This is a genomic window from Allobosea sp. 05L423, from assembly GCF_056397745.1.
This window is the reverse complement of sequence record NZ_JBFTOA010000012.1, coordinates 61,937-82,530: the sequence shown is the minus strand read 5'-3', so window position 1 is coordinate 82,530 and position 20,594 is coordinate 61,937. Positions and strand designations below refer to the sequence as shown.

17 protein-coding genes are annotated in these 20,594 nt (G+C 67.7%); 12 read left to right on the top strand and 5 right to left on the bottom strand.

What is annotated here, in order from left to right; genetic code table 11:
* Window positions 1–32: 32 nt before the first annotated feature.
* Window positions 33–1,187 carry an amidohydrolase gene (locus AC1DNE_RS21925; protein WP_441472337.1) on the top strand — a complete coding sequence of 385 codons (1,155 nt, stop codon included), beginning with the start codon at window positions 33–35 and terminating at the stop codon, window positions 1,185–1,187.
* A gap of 181 nt (window positions 1,188–1,368) precedes the next feature.
* On the opposite strand, the gene AC1DNE_RS21920 is transcribed toward AC1DNE_RS21925, so the two are convergent.
* The 3 genes from AC1DNE_RS21920 to uxaC form a co-directional block, all read right to left on the bottom strand.
* Window positions 1,369–2,199 carry a transporter substrate-binding domain-containing protein gene (locus AC1DNE_RS21920; protein WP_441472338.1) on the bottom strand — a complete coding sequence of 277 codons (831 nt, stop codon included), beginning with the start codon at window positions 2,197–2,199 and terminating at the stop codon, window positions 1,369–1,371.
* 228 nt (window positions 2,200–2,427) lie between these two features.
* Window positions 2,428–3,897, bottom strand: a complete 1,470-nt coding sequence (locus tag AC1DNE_RS21915; protein WP_441472339.1) for a mannitol dehydrogenase family protein — start codon at window positions 3,895–3,897, stop codon at window positions 2,428–2,430.
* Window positions 3,894–5,297 (bottom strand): glucuronate isomerase, encoded by a 1,404-nt coding sequence (uxaC, locus tag AC1DNE_RS21910; protein ID WP_441472340.1) that lies wholly within the window; start codon window positions 5,295–5,297, stop codon window positions 3,894–3,896. The genes AC1DNE_RS21915 and uxaC overlap by 4 nt, the downstream gene beginning before the upstream one ends.
* A gap of 352 nt (window positions 5,298–5,649) precedes the next feature.
* On the opposite strand from uxaC, the gene AC1DNE_RS21905 reads away from it, so the two are divergent.
* The 5 genes from AC1DNE_RS21905 (at window position 5,650) to AC1DNE_RS21885 (ending at window position 11,339) form a co-directional block, all read left to right on the top strand.
* A complete protein-coding gene (locus AC1DNE_RS21905; protein WP_441472341.1) occupies window positions 5,650–7,140 on the top strand; it encodes an ABC transporter substrate-binding protein in 1,491 nt (496 codons plus the stop codon).
* A gap of 154 nt (window positions 7,141–7,294) precedes the next feature.
* Window positions 7,295–8,239, top strand: coding sequence for an ABC transporter permease (locus tag AC1DNE_RS21900; RefSeq protein WP_476841188.1), 945 nt, complete (start codon window positions 7,295–7,297; stop codon window positions 8,237–8,239).
* Window positions 8,236–9,096, top strand: coding sequence for an ABC transporter permease (locus AC1DNE_RS21895; RefSeq protein ID WP_441472343.1), 861 nt, complete (start codon window positions 8,236–8,238; stop codon window positions 9,094–9,096). The genes AC1DNE_RS21900 and AC1DNE_RS21895 overlap by 4 nt, the downstream gene beginning before the upstream one ends.
* A gap of 27 nt (window positions 9,097–9,123) precedes the next feature.
* Window positions 9,124–10,512, top strand: a complete 1,389-nt coding sequence (locus AC1DNE_RS21890) for an amidase (protein ID WP_441472344.1) — start codon at window positions 9,124–9,126, stop codon at window positions 10,510–10,512.
* 26 nt (window positions 10,513–10,538) lie between these two features.
* Entirely contained in the window at window positions 10,539–11,339 is an 801-nt protein-coding gene (locus AC1DNE_RS21885) for an SDR family NAD(P)-dependent oxidoreductase (protein WP_441472345.1), read from the top strand.
* 12 nt (window positions 11,340–11,351) lie between these two features.
* Here the strand turns inward: AC1DNE_RS21885 and AC1DNE_RS21880 are convergent, their stop codons facing one another.
* Both AC1DNE_RS21880 and AC1DNE_RS21875 read right to left on the bottom strand, forming a co-directional pair.
* Window positions 11,352–11,912, bottom strand: coding sequence for a DUF4337 family protein (locus AC1DNE_RS21880; protein WP_476766946.1), 561 nt, complete (start codon window positions 11,910–11,912; stop codon window positions 11,352–11,354).
* Window positions 11,913–11,985: 73 nt separating this feature from the next.
* Window positions 11,986–12,912, bottom strand: coding sequence for a tyrosine recombinase XerC (locus AC1DNE_RS21875; RefSeq protein WP_441472347.1), 927 nt, complete (start codon window positions 12,910–12,912; stop codon window positions 11,986–11,988).
* Between the two features lie 41 nt (window positions 12,913–12,953).
* Here AC1DNE_RS21875 and AC1DNE_RS21870 point away from each other — a divergent pair, with 41 nt between their 5' ends.
* From AC1DNE_RS21870 to AC1DNE_RS21845, 6 genes are all read left to right on the top strand, one after another.
* Window positions 12,954–15,155, top strand: coding sequence for a primosomal protein N' (locus tag AC1DNE_RS21870; RefSeq protein WP_476766945.1), 2,202 nt, complete (start codon window positions 12,954–12,956; stop codon window positions 15,153–15,155).
* A 207-nt stretch (window positions 15,156–15,362) separates the two neighbouring features.
* Complete coding sequence (locus AC1DNE_RS21865) at window positions 15,363–15,932, top strand: F0F1 ATP synthase subunit delta (RefSeq protein ID WP_441472349.1); 570 nt, start codon at window positions 15,363–15,365, stop codon at window positions 15,930–15,932.
* Entirely contained in the window at window positions 15,932–17,464 is a 1,533-nt protein-coding gene (gene atpA / locus AC1DNE_RS21860) for a F0F1 ATP synthase subunit alpha (RefSeq protein WP_441472350.1), read from the top strand. Before AC1DNE_RS21865 ends, atpA begins: the two co-directional genes overlap by 1 nt.
* 100 nt (window positions 17,465–17,564) lie before the next feature.
* A complete protein-coding gene (locus AC1DNE_RS21855; protein ID WP_441472351.1) occupies window positions 17,565–18,434 on the top strand; it encodes a F0F1 ATP synthase subunit gamma in 870 nt (289 codons plus the stop codon).
* A 75-nt stretch (window positions 18,435–18,509) separates the two neighbouring features.
* Window positions 18,510–19,997, top strand: coding sequence for a F0F1 ATP synthase subunit beta (gene atpD, locus AC1DNE_RS21850; protein WP_441472352.1), 1,488 nt, complete (start codon window positions 18,510–18,512; stop codon window positions 19,995–19,997).
* Window positions 19,998–20,138: 141 nt separating this feature from the next.
* Window positions 20,139–20,552 (top strand): F0F1 ATP synthase subunit epsilon, encoded by a 414-nt coding sequence (locus AC1DNE_RS21845; protein WP_441472353.1) that lies wholly within the window; start codon window positions 20,139–20,141, stop codon window positions 20,550–20,552.
* Window positions 20,553–20,594: the final 42 nt, after the last annotated feature.

The following is a 20,594-nucleotide window of genomic DNA, read 5'->3' as shown; positions in this document are numbered from 1 at the left end:
TACTTTAGACCATGCCTTGAAAGGATGCCGCCTTGGACCGCGACCTGCTCGACAAGCTGACCGCGTGGCGACGACATCTCCACGCCAATCCCGAATTGTCGTTGCAGGAGGCGCAGACCAGCGCCTTCGTGCAGGAGAAGCTGAAGGAGCTCGGCATCCCCTTCACAGCCAATGTCGGCGGCCACGGCGTCGTCGCGACGTTGACCCGCGGCTCCTCCGAGCGCTCGGTCGGCCTGCGTGCCGACATGGATGCGCTGCCGATCCAGGAGGTGAACGAGCTGCCCTACAAATCCGGCAAGACCAACGTCATGCATGCCTGCGGCCATGACGGCCATACGGTCTCGCTGCTCGGCGCCGCGGCGCTGCTGAAGAGCGACGAGAGCTGGAGCGGCACGGTGCAGTTCCTGTTCCAGCCGGCCGAGGAAGGCTATGGCGGCGCCAAGGCGATGATCAAGGACGGCGTCTTCGAGCGCTTCCCGATGGAGCGCGTCTTCGGCCTGCACAACTGGCCGGGGCTGGAGGCCGGCACCGTCGCCGTGCACCGCGGCCCGGTGATGGCCGAGCCCGGCAAGTTCAAGATCACCCTGTCCGGCACGGCCGGCCATGCCGCCAAGCCCGAGCTGACCCATGATCCGATCACGGCGATGGGTCATCTGATCGTGGCGCTGCAGACGATCGTCTCGCGCAATGTCAGCCCGATGGACAACGCCGTCGTCACGATCGGCCAGATCCATGGCGGGCTCGCCTCGAACCAGATCCCGACCAATGTCTGGATCGAGGGCACCTATCGCGTCTTCACCGTGCCGGTGCGCGAGCGTGTCGTGCAGCGCATCCGCGACATCGCCAACAACATCGCCGCCACCTTCGAGATGCAGGCGGATGTCGATTTCTCGCTGGGTGGGCTCGCGACGATCAACACGCCGGCAGAGGAAGACATGGCGGCCAATGCGGGCAAGGCCGCCGGGCTGAAGGTCCGCCGCGACATCTCCGCCAGCACGACCTCCGAGGATTTCTGCTATTTCCTGCAGGACAGGCCCGGCGCCTATGTCTGGGTCGGCAACGGCCCGGCCGTTAATGGCGGCGAATTGCACAACGACCGCTACGACTTCAACGACGCGATCCTACCCGCGACCTCGGGCTGGCTTGCCGCGGTGGCGAAGCAGGCATTGGCCAGCAACGCGCCCTGAGGCTTAGAGTCTGCTGATTTTCCGCGGAACCTCGCGGTCATCCCGGGCTTGACCCGGGATCCATGCCGGGGCCTCACCGATCAAGGTTCGGGCATGGATCCCGGCTCTGCGCTTCGCTGCGGCCGGGATCACTCGCGTTTCGATGAAGACGCGGCATGCTCTCACGGAGAAGTCGAGGCGCTCAGTACGGGCTGACCGGGAAGAAGCGCAGATAGAGACGGGCATAGGTCCCGTCGTCCCACAGGCCCTGGAGCGCGTAGTCGATGGCGCGCTTCAGGGCGGGGTCGTCCTTGCGCAGCAGGAAGGCGACGCCTTCGCCGAAATAGCGGCTTTCCAGATAAGGGCCGCCGGAGAAGGCGAACTCGCCGCCGCTGCCGGCGAGCGTCAGCGACAGCGCCACGCCGTCGGCGAAGACATATTCGGCCTCGCCGCTGCGCAAGGCGGCGATGGCAGCGCCGAGATCGGTGCTCTCGCGCCGCTGCACGAAGGGCATGAGCCTTTCGAGAAAAGCCTGATGCGCGGAGCTGGAGACCACCGCGACCCGGCGGCCCTGCAGAGCGGTGCTGTCGAGCGCCGGGCGGGCATTGCCGCGCGTGGTGGCGAAACGGGCCGGAGCGCGGAAATAGAGATGGCTGGCGGCGAAGCGCTGCCGCAGCGCCGGCGTCAGGTTCATCGCCGCGGCAAGCACGTCGCCGCGGCCCTCGGCCAGCGAATCCGGCAGCGTGTCGAAACGGCGCGGCTGGATCGTGCAGGTCCAGGCCAGCCTGTCGCAGACGGCGCGGGCGAGCTCGACCGAGAAGCCGGTCAGCGCCCCGTCCGGCCCGGCGAAATGGAAGGGCGGATAGTCGTCGTCGGTGAGGAAGCGCACCACGCGCGGCGGCCCGGGCTCCGGCCGGTCTAGCCGGATGCGCGGGTCCCAGAGATTGGGAATCGCGATACGCGGCGGCTCCTGCGCCACGGCGGTCGCGGCCAGCAGGATCGAGGCGGCAAGGACGGTCAGCGCGCGAAGCATCCTGCGCATCTGGCGCCGGATGGGGCGGCGGATCAAGGGGCGGGGGGCATGGTGCTCTTGCTGCGTCATGGTCAGGCTTGTCCCGACCATCCGCGTCTTCGTTTCGCGAGAGCGCTGTTCAAGACGTGGATGCTCGCCACAAGGGCGAGCATGACGGGGAGGATGTGGGCCTCGTGCAAGAAGCGCTCGGGTCGAAGCTTTGCTTCGCCCGAGAATGACGGAGCGACCTTAGCCGACGCTTGCCGCCGTCGCCTTCGCGCCCTTGTCGAACAGCGAGGCGAGATGAGCGACCACCGGTTTCCTAAACCGTTGCTCGCCCGGCAGGTCGCTGCCGAAGATCGCCTCGATGCCGACCAGCGCCTCGACCAGCGCCGTCGCGTCGCGCCCGGCCGCCTCGGCGCGGCGCTTGAGTTCGGCTGCCAGCGGATCGCGGACGTCGATGGCGCCGCCCTTCTCGTCGCTGCCGGTGACGTAGCGCATCCAGGCGGCGACGCCGAGCGCGAGATGGTCGATCGGCGCGCCGGCCTTCAGCCGCTCGCGGATGGTGCCGAGCAGGCGCTGCGGCAGCTTCTGCGAGCCGTCCATGGCGATCTGCCAGGTGCGGTGGCGGATCGCCGGGTTCTGGAATCGGGCGAGCAGGGCCTTGGCATAATCCGCCAGCACGACGCCCTGCGGCGCAGGCACGGTCGGGATGATCTCGGCCCAGAGACCTTCGAGGAAGCGCGCGAGGACGGGATCGCCGCTGGCCTCGGCGACGGTCTCGTGGCCGGCGAGATAGCCGAGATAGGCGAGCGAGGAATGCGCGCCGTTCAGCATCCTGAGCTTCATGAACTCGAAGGGCGCGACCTCGGAAACCATCTGCGCCCCGACTTCGTGCCAATCCGGGCGGCCGGCGGCGAAGACATCCTCGATCGCCCATTGCCTGAAGGGCTCGCCGATGACCGGGGCAGCATCCTCGGCGCCGATCAACTTCGCGACCTCGGCGATGTCGGCATCGGTCGTGGCCGGCACGATGCGGTCGACCATCGTCGCCGGGAAGGCGCCGTTGGCCTCGATCCAGGCCGCCAGCTTGTCGTCGGTCAGCGCGGCGAAGTCGCGGACGAGGCCGCGCAGGACATGGCCGTTGGAGGGGAGGTTGTCGCAGCAAAGCGCGGTGAACGGGCCGCGACCTTCGGCCCGGCGGACCCGCAGGCCCGCGACCAGGATGCCGACGGCGGATCGCGGCGCATCGGGGTTTTCAAGGTCGTGCAGAATGTCGGGATGGTCGGCCTTGAGCCGGCCGGTCGCCGGGTCGTGGCAATAGCCCTTCTCCGTCACCGTCAGCGAGACGATGCGGGTTTCCGGCGCAGCCAGCCGCGCAACGAGAGCGGAAGGGCTCTCGGGCGCGACGAGCACATCGAGCACGGAGCCGATGATGCGCAACTCCGGTCCCGCCGGGGCGCGCTTGAGCAGGGTGTAGAGCCCGTCCTGCGGCTTCAGGCGGTCGCGCTGGTCGGGGCGCTGCAGGCTCGCGCCGACGATGCCCCAGGCCCCGAAGCGCTTCTCCAGCGCGTCCTCGGTATACTCGGCGAGATGGCCGCGGGCGAAGGCGCCGAGGCCGAGATGGACGATTCCGGGCTTGAGGCCCGAGCGATCATAGGCCGGCCGGCGGACGGCGGCCGGCAGGCCGGCGAGGGTGGAAGCGGAGAGACGGGTCACAGCTTGTAGGCCTCCTTGGCGAGGCGGTAGGCGAGATCGTGGGCGACTTCCACCGCCTCGTCCTCCTCCAGCCGGTGCTCGGCGACGAGCTTGGCGAGATAGGCGCAGTCGACCCGGCGGGCGACGTCATGGCGCGCCGGGATCGAAAGATAGGCGCGGGTGTCGTCGTTGAAGCCGACGGTGTTGTAGAAGCCGGCCGTTTCGGTGGTGAGTTCGCGGAAGCGCAGCATCGCTTCCGGCGCATCGAGGAACCACCAGCCCGGCCCAAGGCGAAGCGCCGGATAATGCCCGGCGAGCGGGGCGAGCTCGCGCGAATAGGCGGTCTCGTCGAGGGTGAAGGCAATGACGGTGAGGCCCGGCTCGTTGCCGACGGCGTCGAGCAACGGTTTCAGCGCTTCGACATAGTTGGTCTCGGTCGGGATATCGCAGCCCATGTCGCGCCCGAAATGCGCGAACAGTGCCGCGTTGTGGTTGCGATGGGAGCCCGGGTGGATCTGGAGGACGAGCCCGTCATCGAGGCTCATCTTCGCCATTTCGGTCAGCATCTGGCCGCGGAAGAGGTCGGCGTCCTTGGCCGAAACCTTGCCCTTCAGGATCTTGGCGTAGAGCTTCTCGGCATCGGCATCCGAGAGATTGGCGGTGCGGGCCGTGGCATGGCCATGGTCGGAGGACGTGGCGCCGCGCTCCTTGAAATAGGCGCGCCGCTGGCGATGGGCGGCGAGATAGCCGGTCCAGCTGCCGATATCCTCGCCGGTCAGCTCGCCGAGTTTTTCGAGATTGTCGGCAAAGCCCTCGAATTCCGGGTCGACGACGCTGTCGGGCCGGTAGGCGGTCACGACCTTGCCGCCCCAGCCGGAGCTGCGGATCATGTCGTGCCATTTGAGATCGTCGAGCGCGCCTTCGGTCGTGCTGATCGCCTCGATCTTGAAGCGCTCGAACAGGGCGCGGGGCCGAAGCTCGGGCTCTTCCAGCTTGGCGGCGATCTTGTCGTAGATCTTGTCGGCATTCTCCGGCGTGAGGCGCTCGTTGATGCCGAAGACCGTCGAGGCGGCATGCTCGAACCAGAGCCGGGTCGGCGTGCCCCTGAAGAGATGCCAGTTGTTGGCGAAGAGGCGCCAGATCTTGCGCGGGTCGGTCTCGACCTCGCCACCGTCCTTGCGGGCGATGCCAAGTTCCTCGAGCCGGATGCCCTGCGAATAGAGCATGCGGAAGATGTAGTGGTCCGGCTTGACAAAGAGCGTGGCCGGATCGGGGAAGGCGTTGTCCTCGGCGTACCAGCGCGGATCGGTGTGGCCGTGCGGCGAGATGATCGGCAGGTCGCGGACGGTGGCGAAGAGCCGGCGCGCGATGCCGCGCGTCACCGGATCGGCGGGGAAGAGGCGATCGTCGTGCAGCAACATGGGCATCTCCATCGGTCGCGTGATCGATTTCGCAATGTCGGTGTGGGATCGATGTGAAAGACCGCTTCCCACTTTTTCATATCCCGCTCTAGAGCCGGCCGCGACGGGGGTCAATTGTCTGGTATACTAGTGCGCCAGATGCGGCTCGTGCTTCGCCCTCATCGCGAGCGTAGCGAAGCAATTCAGGGGGCTGGGCGGAAGGGCTGACCCAGTCCGCCCTGCATTGCTTGGTCGCTTCGCTCCTCGCAATGACGGAGGTCTGGAAAGAGAGCTGTAATGCGGGCTGAGCGGGCTTGCGCTCGCCGCGCCTCCCGCGTCATCCTCGCGCCGCAACGGCATCGGAGCGATGGATATGACGACGCGGCGTGAACTCCTGGCTGGGGCGGGACTGGCGGCGCTGGCGGCGCAGCTTCCCGTCGTCGCGCTGGCGCAGGCGAAGGACAGCGTCACCATCGCCCAGACTTTGGAGCCGCCGACGCTCGATCCGACCTCGGGCGCCGCCCAGGCGATCCGCGAGGTGACGCTGCAGAACATTTTCGAGGGTCTGGTGAAGATGGACCGGACCGGCAAGCTGCAGCCCTGCCTCGCCGAGAGCTGGGCGATCGGCGAGGATAACGTCACCTACAGCTTCAAGCTCAGGCGGGGCGCGACCTTCCATGACGGCACGCCCTTCACTGCCGAGCAGGTGAGGTTCTCCTTCGAGCGCGCGGTTGCGCCCGATTCCACCAACGCGCAGCGCCAGCTCTTCGCGCCGATCGCCGAGATCGCGACCCCGGACCCGGCGACGGTGGTGATCAAGCTCAAGCAGCCCACCGCGAATTTCCTCTACGGTCTCAGCTGGGGCGATGCCGTGATCGTCGCGCCGGCGACGGCCGCCAACAACAAGACCAACCCGGTCGGCACCGGCCCGTTCAAGTTCGTACGCTGGAACCGCGGCGACCGGCTCGAACTCGCGCGCAACGACAGCTACTGGGGCGAGAAGCCGGCGCTGGCCAAGGCGATCTTCCGCTTCATGTCCGATCCGCAGGCGCAGGTCGCGGCGCTCCGGGCCGGCGATGTCGACGCGCATACCAATCTCTCGGCGCCCGAGGCCGTGCCGCAGCTCAGGTCCGACCCGAAGCTCAAGGTCACGATCGGCGGCACCGAGGGCGAGACGATCCTCGCCACCAACAACGCCAAGCCGCCCTTCGACAAGCTCAAGGTGCGGCAGGCCATCGCGCATGCGCTCGACCGCAAGACCATCGCGCTCGGCGTCTACGGGTTCGACGTCAGCCTGATCGGCAGCCATTTCTCGCCGCTGCATCCGGCCTATGTCGACCTCACCGGCACCTATCCGTACGACCCCGCCAAGGCCAAGGCGCTGCTGGCGGAGGCGGGCTTTCCGAACGGCTTCAACTGCACGCTGAAGCTGCCGCCGCCATCCTATGCCCGCCGCTCGGGCGAGATCGTCGCGGCCCTGCTGGCGCAGATCGGTATCAACGCGTCGATCGAGCCGCTCGAATTCCCGCAATGGCTGGAGCGCGTCTTCCGCAACAAGGACTACGACCTCAGCATCATCGCCCATACCGAGCCGCTCGACATCGATATCTACGCGCGTGACGACTACTACTTCCAGTACCGCAATCCCGAGTTCAAGACTCTGATCGCCAAGATATCCGGGACGCTGGACGAGGGGGCCCGCAACGAGCTCTACAAGCAGGCGCAGCGGATGCTGGCTGATGACGCGGTCAACGGCTTCCTCTTCATCCTGCCGAAGATCACGGTCGCGAATGCCGCGCTCGATGGCATGTGGACCGACTGGCCGCTGCCGGTGACGCCGCTGGCGGAGCTGCGCTGGCGTTGATCCAAGTTCCCCTGTCACGGTCCACGTCATCCCGGACAAGCCGCGTCAGCGGCGCTGATCCGGGATCCATGCCTGAGCCTCGATGGGAAATGCTCCGGCATGGATCCCGGGTCTCCCTTCGGTCGCCCGGGATGACCACGGCGGGACGTTCGAGGTGATCGGCTACGTCCTGCGCCGGCTCGTCGCGCTGGCCCTGACCCTGCTCGCCGCGGCGCTGGTCGTCTTCGTCGTGCTGGAGGTGCTACCGGGCGACCCGGCAGCGGTGACGCTCGGCCTCAACGCCTCGCCCGAGGCGCTGGCGGCGCTGCACGCCGAGATGGGTCTCGACAAGYCGGCGGTGCTGCGCTTCCTCCTCTGGTTAGGAGGGCTCGTCACCGGCGATCTCGGCCTGAGCTACACCTATCGCGTGCCGGTGGCGCAACTCATCGCCGAGCGCATGGCGGTGACGCTGCCGCTCGCGCTGATGGCGATCGGGTTCGCCATGGCGATCGGCATTCCGCTCGGCATGCTCGCCGCCTCCCGCCATGGCCAACTCGCGGATGCCGGGGTGATGGCCTTCGCACAGGCGGGGCTCGCCATCCCGAATTTCTGGTTCGGCCTGCTGCTCGTCCTGGTCTTCGCGGTCGGGCTTGGCTGGCTGCCCGCCGGTGGCTTTCCGGGCTGGCAGGCCGGGCTCGGCGCGGCGCTGAAGGCGCTCCTCATGCCGGCGCTGGCATTGGCGCTGCCGCAGGCGGCGATCATCGCGCGGGTGACACGCTCGGCCATGCTCGACACGCTGCAGGAGGATTTCGTCCGCACCGCCCGCGCCAAGGGGCTCAGCGAGGGCGTGACGATGCGCCGGCATGCGCTGCGCAATGCGCTGATCCCTGTCGTCACCATTCTGGGGCTGCAATTCTCGGTGCTGATCGCCGGCGCCATCATCATCGAGAACGTCTTCGCCCTCCCGGGGCTGGGGCGGCTCGTCTTCCAGGCCATCGCCCAGCACGATCTCATCGTGGTCAAAGACCTCGTCATGCTCTTCGCGGGGCTGGCGATCCTGATCAATTTCGCGGTCGAACTGCTCTACGGGCTGATCGATCCACGACTGAGGCAGGCATGAGCGCGCTCGCGGACAAGGCGCCGGGTGGCAAGAGGCATTGGTGGCTGGCGCCTTCCTTCGTGATCGGGGCGGCCCTGAGCCTCGCCGTCGTGGCGATGGCGCTCGTCTCCCATGTCTGGACGCCCTATCAGCCGACCCAGATGGCGATCCTGAACCGGCTCAAGGGGCCCTCGGCCGCCAACTGGTTCGGCACCGACCAGTTCGGCCGCGACGTCTTCTCGATGATCATGGTCGGCGCGCGCAATTCGCTCGCTGTGGGGCTGGGCGCTGTCGGCATCGGCATGGTCGCGGGCACGACGCTGGGGCTGATCGCCTCGGTGCGGCGCGACGGCCTCCTCGACCATGTCATCATGCGCACGGCCGATTTCACCCACGCCTTTCCGGCCGTGCTGACGGCGATCATGATGACCGCGATCGCCGGGCCGGGCATGCTCAACGCCGTCGTCGCCATCGGCGTGCTGAACCTGCCCTATTTCGCGCGGCTGGCGCGCGGGGCGGCGCTGCAGATCTGGGCGCAGGACTTCATCCAGGCGGCGCGGGCGGCCGGGCTCAACAACCGGCAGATCACGCTGCGCCATGTCCTGCCCAATATCGCCGGCATTCTGGTGGTGCAGGCGACGATCCAGTTCGCGCTCGCGGTGCTGGCCGAGGCGGGCTTGTCCTATCTCGGGCTGGGCACGCAGCCGCCGAACCCGTCCTGGGGGCGCATGCTCAACGAAGCCCAGACCTTCATGGCGACGCAGCCCTGGCTTGCGATCTTTCCGGGTGCCGCGATCGCGCTGACCGTGCTGGGATTCAACCTGCTGGGCGACGGCCTGCGCGATGCCGTCGATCCGCGCCTGCGCCGTGCTCGGTGAGGGCTGAAGGGAAACGGGGATGTGGGAATGACCGATCTTGCCGATCTGACTGCCACCGAGCTTCTCGCCGCCTACGAGGCGCGCCGGCTCTCGCCGGTGGAGGTCGCGGAAGCGGTGATCGCGCGGATCGGGGCCTGGGAGCCGAAGCTCGATGCGCTCTATGCCTATGATCCGGAGGGTGCGCTCGCGCAGGCCAAGGCTTCCGAGGCGCGCTGGCTGAACGGGCAGGCGCTGCCGCTCGACGGCGTGCCCGGCACGATCAAGGAGAACATCAGGACGAAGGGCGTTCCGGTGCCGCTCGGCACGGCCGCGAACGATCTCTCCCCCGCGGCCGACGATGCACCCCCGGCCGCGCGGCTCCGCGAGGCCGGCCTCGTCCTTCTCGGCAAGACGACGATGCCGGATTACGGCATGCTCTCCTCGGGGCTGTCGAGCTTCCACAAGCCCGCGCGCAATCCGTGGGACATCACCAAGAACCCCGGCGGCTCCTCGGCCGGCGCCGGTTCGGCGGGCGCGGCCGGCTACGGACCGCTGCATGTCGGCACCGATATCGGCGGTTCGATCCGCCTGCCTGCCGGCTGGTGCGGACTGGTCGGCCTGAAGCCGAGCTTCGGGCGCGTGCCGATCGACCCGACCTATTACGGCCGCGTCGCCGGGCCGATGACGCGGACCGTCGAGGATGCCGCGCTGATGATGCGGGAAGTGTCGAAGCCCGATGCGCGCGACGGCATGAGCCTGCCGTCGCAGGATATCGACTGGCTGGCGCTTGATATCGACCTGAAGGGGCTGCGTATCGGCCTCCAGCTCGATGCCGGCATCGGGCTCGCCGTCGAGCCGGAGACGAAGGCGGCGATCGAGGCTGCGGCGAAGGCCTTCGCCGCAGCGGGGGCCATTATCGAGCCGGTGGCGCCTCATATAACCCGCGAAATGCTCGACGGGCTCGATGATTTCTGGCGCCAGCGCGCCTGGGTCGACATCGGCGCGCTGCCACAGGAGAAGCGGGCGAAGGTGCTGCCCTACATCTTCGCCTGGGCGGAGGGCGGCAGGGATTTGCCGGGTGAACGCGTCTATCGCGGCATGAGCCAGATGATGGCGATGCGCGACGCGGCGCTGAAGGCGATCCTGCCTTACGACTTCATCCTCTCGCCGGTTTCGCCGGTGCCGAGCTTCCCGGCCGAATGGGCTTCGCCGGTCAACGATCCCGCGCAGCCCTTCGAGCATATCTGCTTCACGGTGGCGGCGAACATGTCCGACCAGCCGGCGATCTCGGTTCATGCCGGGCTGACGGCGGGCGGCCTGCCGATCGGCCTGCAGATCACCGGCAAGCGCTTCGACGATCTCGGCGTGCTCAGGATGGCGCGGGCCTGGGAGAAGATGCGCGGCGCGGTCGCCTGGCCTTCTCCGCCGTCGCATTGACACACAGAGTCGTAGAGGAGCATCGCATGGACCTGAAGCTTGAAGGCAAGCGCGCGCTGATCACGGGTGGCAGCAAGGGCATCGGCCGCGCGATCGCGCGGCAGCTCGCGCTGGAAGGCGTCGATGTCGTCATCGCCGCGCGCAATCAGAAGGAGCTTGACGAGGCGGCTGCGGCCCTTGCCGCGGAGAGCGGGCGCAAGGTGGTCGGCCGCACGGTCGACACGAGCGATGATGCGTCGGTGAAGGCGTTGGTTGCCGATACCGTCGCGGTGCTGGGCGGGCTCGACATCCTCGTCAACGCCGCTGCCAAGCCGGGCGGGCAGGCGCCCCCGCCGAAGCTTGCCGAGATCACCGACGCGCTGTTCTGGGACGACGTCAACGTCAAGGTGATGGGCTATCTGCGCATGACGCGCGAGGCTGCGCCGCATATGGCGGCTAACGGCTGGGGCCGCATCATCAACATCAGCGGGCTCGCCGCGCGTTCGACCGGCTCGACCATCGGCTCGATCCGCAATGTCGCCGTCTCGGCGCTGACCAAGAACCTCGCCGACGAGCTCGGCCCGCAGGGCATCAACGTGACCGTCGTCCATCCCGGACTGACGCGGACTGAAAAGACGGCTTCGGTCGTCGCGGCGCGGGCGGCGGCCGGTGGCAAGAGCGAGGCGCAGGTCGAAGCCGGCATGGCCTCCAACAACACCATCGGGCGGTTGGTCGATGCGGCGGAGATCGCCGACATCGTCGCTTTCCTCGCCTCGCCGCGCAGCGTCGCGATCAATGGCGATGCCATCGCCTGCGGCGGCGGCATTCGCGGCGCGATCCACTATTGAGGGTCGTCCAGACTAGAACAGCGCGGTCGGAGCGAACTGTGCCAGCGCCATCAGCGCAAGGCCGGTGAGGCCGAGCAGGCCGCCGGTGACGGCGAGCAGGCCGACGCCGGTGATGATCGCGGCGGACGAGATCACGATCGCGATCTGGATCAGGCCGGAGGCGATGTCGAACTTGTCGTCGCGGGCGGCGGCGATATCGCGCTGTGCCTCGGCCGCCTTGGCGCGGGCGGCGAGTTCCTTGCGGCCCTCATTGGTCTCGTGCTCGGAATCGTAGCGCGCGACCGTCTGCTTCCAGCTCTCGATGCGCTTGCCCAGGCGCTGCCGGGCGGCCTCGTCGGTGATGCCGGCAAGTTCGACCTCCATCGCCTCGGCGGCGGTGCGCACGGTCGTGCCGCGGATCGTCTTGGCCTGGAAGAAGGCCCAGAGATTGGAGGCCTCGATGTTCTTGGCGACGGCCTCCTGCTCGGCATTCTTGCCGCCGATCTCGGAGAAGGCGAGCATCAGCGCCAGCAGCGCGATCAAGAGGGCGATGCGCTTGTTGCCACCCTCGGGCGTTTCGATGGAACCGGACACGAATCACCTCGCAGGCCGCTATCGGCGGGCGCTGTTTAAGGCTTTCCGTTAAGGCAGCAAGATGTCGGTGCTGCTACCGGCCTGCGCGCGGATGGGCGGCGTCATAGGCGGCCATCAGCCGGGCTGAATCGATGCGGGTATAGATCTGCGTCGTCGAGAGCGAGGCGTGGCCGAGCAGCTCCTGGATGGCGCGCAGGTCGCCGCCGCGGCCGAGCAGATGTGTCGCGAAGGAGTGGCGCAGGGAGTGCGGTGTCGCCGAGGAGGGCAGGCCGAGCGCGCCGCGCAGGCCCTCTACAGCGAGCTGGATGATGCGGGGCGAGAGCGGCCCGCCCTTGGCGCCGACGAAGAGCGGCCCTTCCGGCGGCAGGCGCCAGGGGCAGAGCTTGAGATATTCCGCAATTGCGGTGACCACGACGGGCAGCACCGGCACCATGCGGGTTTTGCTTCCCTTGCCGATCACGGTGAGCGTGTCGCCGGCCTGTTGCGGCGCTTGGCTGCGCGCGAGCGAGAGGGCCTCCGAGATGCGCAGCCCGCTGCCGTAGAGCAGGCCGAGCACGGCGGCGTCGCGGGCGAGGATCCATTGCTCGCGCTCCTCGCCGGCGCGGGTATCCGCCTGTGTGACGGCTTTGGCGGCGCTCGGTTCGAGCGGGCGCGGCAGCGATTTGCCGAGGCGCGGCCCGCGTGTCGCGGAGAAGGCGGCCGCCGTGAGCTTGCCGTTGCGCTCGCCGAAGCGGGCGAAGGAGCGCAAGCTCGCGAGCTGGCGCATCAGCGTGCGGTTGCCGACGCCGTCGCGCCGTCGCTGACCGAGGAAGGCGCGCAGATCGGCGGGCTTCAGCGCGGCGATGTCGGCCAGCGACGGCGCCCCGCCGAGATGCTCGGTCAGGAAGGCCGTGAACTGGCCGAGGTCGCGGCCATAGGCCTCCAGCGTCTTCGGCGAGAGACGCCGCTCGGCCGAGAGGTGGGAAAGCCAGTCCCGTCGGAAGCTGTCGAAATCGCTCATACGGGCACCATGACTCTCCTGCCTTAACAGCAGCCGAATCGATGCTAGACACTGGCGCCATGGACGAGACGGCGGACATGTTGGAAGGCGGCACGGTCGACGTGCTGATCCCGCTCGGGCTCGACCAGGCCTACAGCTATGCCGTGCCGGCCGGGCTCTCGCTGAAGCCGGGCGATGTCGTGCAGGTGCCGCTCGGGCCGCGCGAGACGGTCGGCGTGGTCTGGGACGTCGGCTCCGGGCGCGGCGTCAACCTCAAGAAGGTCACCGGCAAATACGACATGCCGCCGCTCGATCCGGCGCTGCGCAAGCTCGTCGACTGGGTCGCCTGGTACACGCTCGCGCCCAAGGGCTCGGTGCTGGCGCTGGCGTTGCGCCGCCAGCCTGACGATACGCCGGAGCGCCCCAAGCTCGGCGTCAGGCTCGCCGGGCCGCCGCCGGGACGGATGACCCCTGCGCGGGCGCGGGCCATCGCGGCGGCCGAGGGCGGATTGCTGATCGCGAAATCGGCGCTGGCCGAGGCCGCCTCGGTCAGCGCTGCCGTGATCGATTCCCTCGTCGATGCCGGCACCTTCGTGGTCGAGCCGCTGCCGCGCGAGGCGATCGCGGCCTTGCCCGATCCCGAACACGCCGTGCCGGAATTGTCCGAGGGGCAGGCGGAGGTTGCGCAGGCGCTCGTGGCGTCCGTGCAGGCGAAGAGCTTCGGTGTCTCGCTGCTGGAGGGAGTCACTGGCTCGGGCAAGACCGAGGTCTATTTCGAGGCGGTGGCCGAGGCGATCCGGCAGGGCCGGCAGAGCCTGATCCTGATGCCGGAGATCGCGCTCACCGCGCAGTTCATCGACCGCTTCGAGGCGCGCTTCGGCGTCAAGCCGGGACTCTGGCACTCGGCGGTAAGCGGGCGGCGGCGCGAGCGGCTGCAGGCGGCGATCGCGGGGGGCGAGGCCAAGGTGGTGGCCGGCGCCCGCTCGGCCCTGTTCCTGCCGTACAGCGATCTCGGCCTCATCGTCGTCGATGAGGAGCACGAGAGCGCCTACAAGCAGGAGGACGGCGTCTCCTACCATGCCCGCGACATGGCGGTGGTGCGGGGCAGGATCGAGAACGCACCTGTCGTGCTGGCCTCGGCGACACCCTCCCTCGAAACCCGCGTCAATGCCGAGCGCGGTCGGTATACGCATCTCAAGCTGCCCGAACGCTTTGGCGGGCGTGAATTGCCGCAACTCGGCCTTGTCGATCTGCGCCGCGACAAGCCGGAACGGGGGCGCTGGCTCTCCGGCGCGCTGATCAAGGCGGTCGAAGCCAATCTCGAGGCGAAGGAGCAGTCACTGCTCTTCCTCAACCGGCGCGGCTATGCGCCGCTGACGCTCTGCCGTGATTGCGGGCACCGCTTCCAATGTCCGAACTGCTCGGCCTGGCTGGTCGATCATCGCTTCCGGCGGGCGCTGGTCTGCCACCATTGCGGCCATGTCGAGCGCCGGCCGCATGAATGCCCCGCCTGCCACAAGCCCGAGAGCCTCGTCGCCTGCGGGCCGGGCGTCGAACGGCTGGCGGAGGAGGTTGCGACGCTTTTTCCACAGGCACGTTCGATCGTGCTCTCCAGCGATTTTCCGGGCGGCACCGAGCGGCTGAAGCAGGAGCTGATGGCAGTGGCCGAAGGCGCGTTCGACATCGTCATCGGCACGCAGCTCGTGGCCAAGGGCCATAATTTCCCCGGCATGACGCTGGTCGGGGTGATCGATGCCGATCTCGGCCTCACCTCCGGCGATCCGCGCGCAGCCGAACGGACCTTCCAGGCGCTGCGGCAGGTCACGGGCCGCGCAGGGCGGGGCGAGAAGCCGGGCCGCGCCCTGCTTCAGACGCATGACCCGGAGCATCCCGTGCTCAAGGCGCTGATCTCGGGCGACCCGGAGCGGTTTTATGCCGCAGAGGAGGCGTCGCGGGAGGCGGCGGGCCTGCCGCCCTTCGGCCGTCTGGCGGCGCTGATCGTCTCGGCGAACACGCAAGGAGAGGCCGAAAGCCATGCCCGCGCCCTGGCGCGTTGCGCCGAGGCTGGTGACGGAATCATGGTGCTGGGACCGGCGGAAGCGCCGCTTGCGGTGTTGCGGGGGCGTCATCGCATGCGTCTGATCGTCAAGACGGCCCGCGAGGTCAATCTGCAGGATTACCTGCGCGGCTGGCTGAAACGGGCGCCGCGGACCAAGGGCTCGGTCAGGGTCGCGGTCGACGTCGATCCACAGAGCTTCCTTTGAATTGCTGAAAGCCGCGGCGAAATCGCCGCTTAGGATGGCGAACTAGCGATTGCGTGGCCCGGAACCGCATGCTAGTGCACCGCCACATTTCGGTCGCGAAGTCGTCTTGCCGACTTCGGGCCTTTGATACTCGCAGCGTCGGGACCATGCACTCCACCTTCTTCGGAAGGTCGCCGGTGAGGTCCCTTGAAACGAGAGACGGGAAGCGTGGCTGAAGGCGGATCGCAGGGGACATTGGTGTCGGGCGTAGCTCAGCGCTATGCCACCGCTCTGTTCGAGTTGGCTGAGGAGACGGGCGCGATCGACACCGTCGCCGCCGCTCTGGACGCCTTCAACGGCCTGCTCGCCGAGAGCGCCGATCTCACGCGCCTGATCGAGAGCCCGGCTTTCACTGCCGAGGAGCAGGTCGCGGCGATCAAGGCCGTGCTCGAGAAGGCCGGCATCACCGGCATCGCCGCCAATTTCATCGGTCTGGTCGCCAGCAAGCGCCGTCTCTTCGCGCTGCCTGGCATGATCACCGGTTACAAGCGCCTGGTCGCCGAGGCCAAGGGCATCGTCTCCGCTGAGGTGACGGTCGCCGAGCAGCCCACGGCCAAGCGCGTCGACGAAATCCGCGCGGCGCTGAAGGGCGTCGCCGGCAAGGATGTCGACGTTTCGATCAAGGTCGATCCGACGCTGATCGGCGGGCTCATCGTCAAGATGGCCTCGCGGATGGTCGACGCCTCGCTGAAAACCAAGCTCAATTCAATTCGTCTTGCTATGAAAGAGGTCGGCTGATGGACATCCGCCCCGCTGAAATCTCCGCCATCCTGAAGGCCCAGATCTCCAATTTCGGGTCGGAAGCTTCGGTCACCGAAGTCGGCCAGGTTCTCTCCGTCGGTGACGGCATCGCCCGCGTCTACGGCCTCGACAAGGTCCAGGCCGGTGAGATGGTCGAGTTCGAGTCCGGTGTGCGCGGCATGGCGCTCAACCTCGAGAGCGACAATGTCGGCGTCGTGATCTTCGGTTCCGACCGCGAGATCAAGGAAGGCCAGACCGTCAAGCGCACCGGCGCCATCGTCGACGTTCCCGTCGGCAAGGAGCTGCTCGGCCGCGTCGTCGACGCGCTCGGCAACCCGATCGACGGCAAGGGCCCGATCAAGGCCAAGACCCGTGCCCGCGTCGACGTCAAGGCGCCCGGCATCATCCCGCGCAAGTCGGTGCACGAGCCGATGGCGACCGGCCTCAAGGCGATCGACGCCCTGATCCCGATCGGCCGCGGCCAGCGCGAGCTCATCATCGGCGACCGCCAGACCGGCAAGACCGCCGTCGCGCTTGACACGATCCTGAACCAGAAGTCGCTGAACGTCGAAGGCGCGCCGGAGAGCCAGAAGCTCTATTGCGTCTACGTCGCCGTCGGCCAGAAGCGCTCGACCGTCGCCCAGTTCGTGAAGGTGCTCGAAGAGCGCGGCGCGCTGGAGTACTCGATCGTCGTGGCGGCCACCGCCTCGGACGCCGCCCCGATGCAGTTCCTGGCGCCCTTCGCCGGCTGCGCCATGGGCGAGTTCTTCCGCGACAACGGCATGCACGCCGTCATCATCTATGACGACCTTTCCAAGCAGGCCGTCGCCTACCGCCAGATGTCGCTGCTGCTGCGCCGCCCGCCGGGCCGCGAAGCCTATCCGGGCGACGTGTTCTATCTCCACTCCCGCCTGCTCGAGCGCGCGGCGAAGATGGGCGAGGCCGCCGGCCTCGGCTCGCTGACGGCGCTGCCGGTCATCGAGACCCAGGCGAACGACGTCTCGGCCTACATCCCGACCAACGTGATTTCGATCACCGACGGCCAGATCTTCCTCGAGACGGACCTCTTCTACCAGGGCATCCGCCCGGCCGTGAACGTCGGTCTCTCGGTGTCGCGCGTCGGCTCCTCGGCGCAGACCAAGGCGACCAAGAAGGTCGCCGGCAAGATCAAGGGCGAGCTCGCCCAGTATCGCGAGATGGCCGCCTTCGCCCAGTTCGGTTCGGACCTCGACGCGGTCACGCAGCGCCTGCTCAACCGCGGCGCCCGCCTGACCGAACTCCTGAAGCAGCCGCAGTTCTCGCCGCTGAAGATGGAAGAGCAGGTCGTCGTGATCTATGCCGGCGTGAACGGCTATCTCGACGCGCTGCCGGTCAACAAGGTTCGCGCCTTCGAGGACGGCCTGCTGTCGCTGGTTCGCTCGAAGCATGCTGATTTCCTCAACGAGGTCGGTACGAGCAAGGACTTGTCGGACGCCAACGCCGCCAAGCTCAAGGACATCGTGACGAACTTCGCGAAGTCCTTCGCCTGATCGTGACCGCGGGCGCGGCGAGCCGACGAGGCTCCGCTGCGCCGCCTCTCTGGATTGCTTCGTCGCCGTTTGCGGCTGACGGGTAGGGGATAGAGACCGGATGCCGTCCCTTAAGGACCTACGTAATCGCATCGCCTCCGTGAAGGCGACGCAGAAGATCACCAAGGCCATGCAGATGGTCGCGGCAGCCAAGCTGCGCCGCGCGCAGACTGCCGCTGAGGCCGCGCGCCCCTATGCCGAGCGCATGGAGACGGTGCTGGCGAACCTCGCTTCCGGCGTGACCGGGTCGAGCGCGCCGCGCCTGATCGCGGGCACGGGCTCGGACAAGGTGCATCTGCTGCTGGTCTTGACCGCCGAGCGCGGCCTGTGCGGCGCCTTCAATTCCTCGATCGCGCGCCTCGCCCGCGACAAGGCGAATGCGCTCAAGGCCGAGGGCAAGACCGTCAAGATCATCTGCGTCGGCAAGAAGGGCTACGACATTCTGCGTCGTCAGTTCGCCAGCGAGATCATCGAGTTCATCGATCTGCGCGAGTTCAAGCAGGTCGGCTTCGTCAACGCCGAGGCGATCGCCCAGAACGTTCTGGCCCGCTTCAACGAGGGCGAGTTCGACGTCGCGACGCTGTTCTTCTCGAAGTTCCGCTCGGTGATCGCCCAGATCCCGACGGCGCAGCGCATCATCCCGGCCGAGATCCCGGAAGGGACGAAGCAGACCGACGCCGTCTACGACTACGAGCCGGACGAGGGCGAGATTCTCGAGGCGCTGCTGCCGCGCAATCTGGTCGTCCAGATCCTGCGCGGGCTGCTCGAGAATGCTGCTTCCGAACAGGGCGCGCGCATGTCGGCGATGGATTCCGCCACGCGCAACGCCGGCGAGATGATCAAGAAGCAGACGCAGCTCTACAACCGCTCGCGCCAGGCGATGATCACGAAGGAACTGATCGAGATCATCTCCGGCGCGGAAGCGCTCTAACCGCCTAGACTCTTGCCGGCGGTGCTCTCCGCCGGCTGCCGAAACATCCGAATGCGCTAGTCCCGAGGTTCCGCCATGGCCAAAGCCGCTACCAAGACCACCAAGAAGACCGCCGACGAGAAGCCCGCCAACACCGGCACCGGCCGCGTTGTCCAGGTCATCGGTGCGGTCGTCGACGTGCAGTTCGACGGCGCCCTGCCGGAGATCCTGAACGCTCTGGAGACCGACAACCTCGGCAATCGCCTCGTCCTCGAAGTCGCGCAGCACCTCGGCGAGAACACGGTCCGCACCATCGCGATGGACTCGACCGAGGGTCTCGTCCGCGGCCAGTCGGTCACCGACACCGGCGGCCCGATCGCCGTCCCGGTCGGCGACGAGTGCCTCGGCCGCATCATGAACGTCATCGGCGAGCCGGTGGACGAAGCCGGTCCGATCCTGACCAGCCATACCCGCGGCATCCATCAGCCCGCTCCGTCCTATGCCGAGCAGGCGACCGAGGCGCAGATCCTCGTCACCGGCATCAAGGTCGTCGACCTGCTGGCTCCCTATGCCAAGGGCGGCAAGATCGGCCTGTTCGGCGGCGCCGGCGTCGGCAAGACCGTGCTGATCATGGAGCTGATCAACAACGTCGCGAAGGCCCACGGCGGCTACTCCGTGTTCGCCGGCGTCGGCGAGCGCACCCGCGAAGGCAACGACCTCTATCACGAGATGATCGAGTCCAACGTCAACAAGGACCCGAAGGAAAACGGTGGCTCGACCGCCGGCTCCAAGTGCGCGCTGGTGTACGGCCAGATGAACGAGCCCCCGGGTGCCCGCATGCGCGTCGCTCTCGCCGGCCTGACCGTCGCCGAGGACTTCCGCGACAAGGGCCAGGACGTGCTGTTCTTCGTCGACAACATCTTCCGCTTCACGCAGGCCGGCTCGGAAGTGTCCGCGCTGCTCGGCCGCATCCCCTCGGCGGTGGGCTATCAGCCGACGCTCGCAACCGACATGGGTAACCTGCAGGAGCGCATCACCACCACGAACAAGGGCTCGATCACCTCGGTGCAGGCGATCTACGTGCCGGCGGACGACCTGACCGACCCGGCGCCGGCAACCTCCTTCGCCCACTTGGACGCCACGACCGTGCTCTCGCGCTCGATCGCGGAAAAGGGCATCTACCCGGCGGTCGACCCGCTCGACTCGACCTCGCGCATGCTCTCGGCCGACATCGTCGGCGAAGAGCACTACGGCGTCGCCCGTCAGGTGCAGCAGGTGCTCCAGCGCTATAAGGCGCTGCAGGACATCATCGCGATCCTGGGCATGGACGAGCTCTCGGAAGACGACAAGATGACGGTGGCGCGCGCCCGCAAGATCGAGCGCTTCCTGTCGCAGCCCTTCCACGTCGCGGAAGTCTTCACCGGCTCGCCCGGCAAGCTCGTCTCGCTCGAAGACACGATCAAGGGCTTCAAGGGCCTGGTCGAGGGCAAGTACGATCACCTGCCGGAAGCGGCCTTCTACATGGTCGGCTCGATCGAGGAAGCCGTCGAGAAGGCGCAGCGCCTGGCCGCCGAGGCCGCGTAACTCACCGCCTCAGCGGGTCATCCCGGGCGGCCACCGGCCGGCCCGGGATCCATGCCTGAGCATGGACGTTAGAGGTTCTGGCATGGATCCCGGCTCTCCGCTTCGCTGCGGCCGGGATGACGTCGGAGGAAAGTAAGGGCGATGGCCACCTTCAATTTCGAACTCGTCTCGCCGGAGCGCATCCTGTTCTCGGGCGAGGTCATCAGCGTCATCATCCCCTCGGTCGAGGGCGAGATGACCGTGCTTGCCGGTCACGTTCCGACCGTCGCCGGGCTTAAGCCGGGCATCGTGCTGGCCCAGACCAGCGCGGATAATGGCAAGGAATTCTTCGTCGGAGGCGGCCTCGTCGAGGTCAACCAGACCTCTGTCACGATCCTGGCCGAACGTGCGAATTTCCTCGAGGACGTCAATAACGAGGTCCTCGAGGCGGCGATCCTCTCGGCCGAGACCCGCCTTGCCGCGGCGCCGAGCGAGGTCGAGGAGCGCCGCCTGCGTGAGATGCTGGTGCAACTGCACGAGTTCAAGCACGTCTTCGAGCAGCGCAAGGCAGCGTGACGCGCCGTCAGGGGCTGGAGTTTCGAAGGGCCGCGAGAGCGG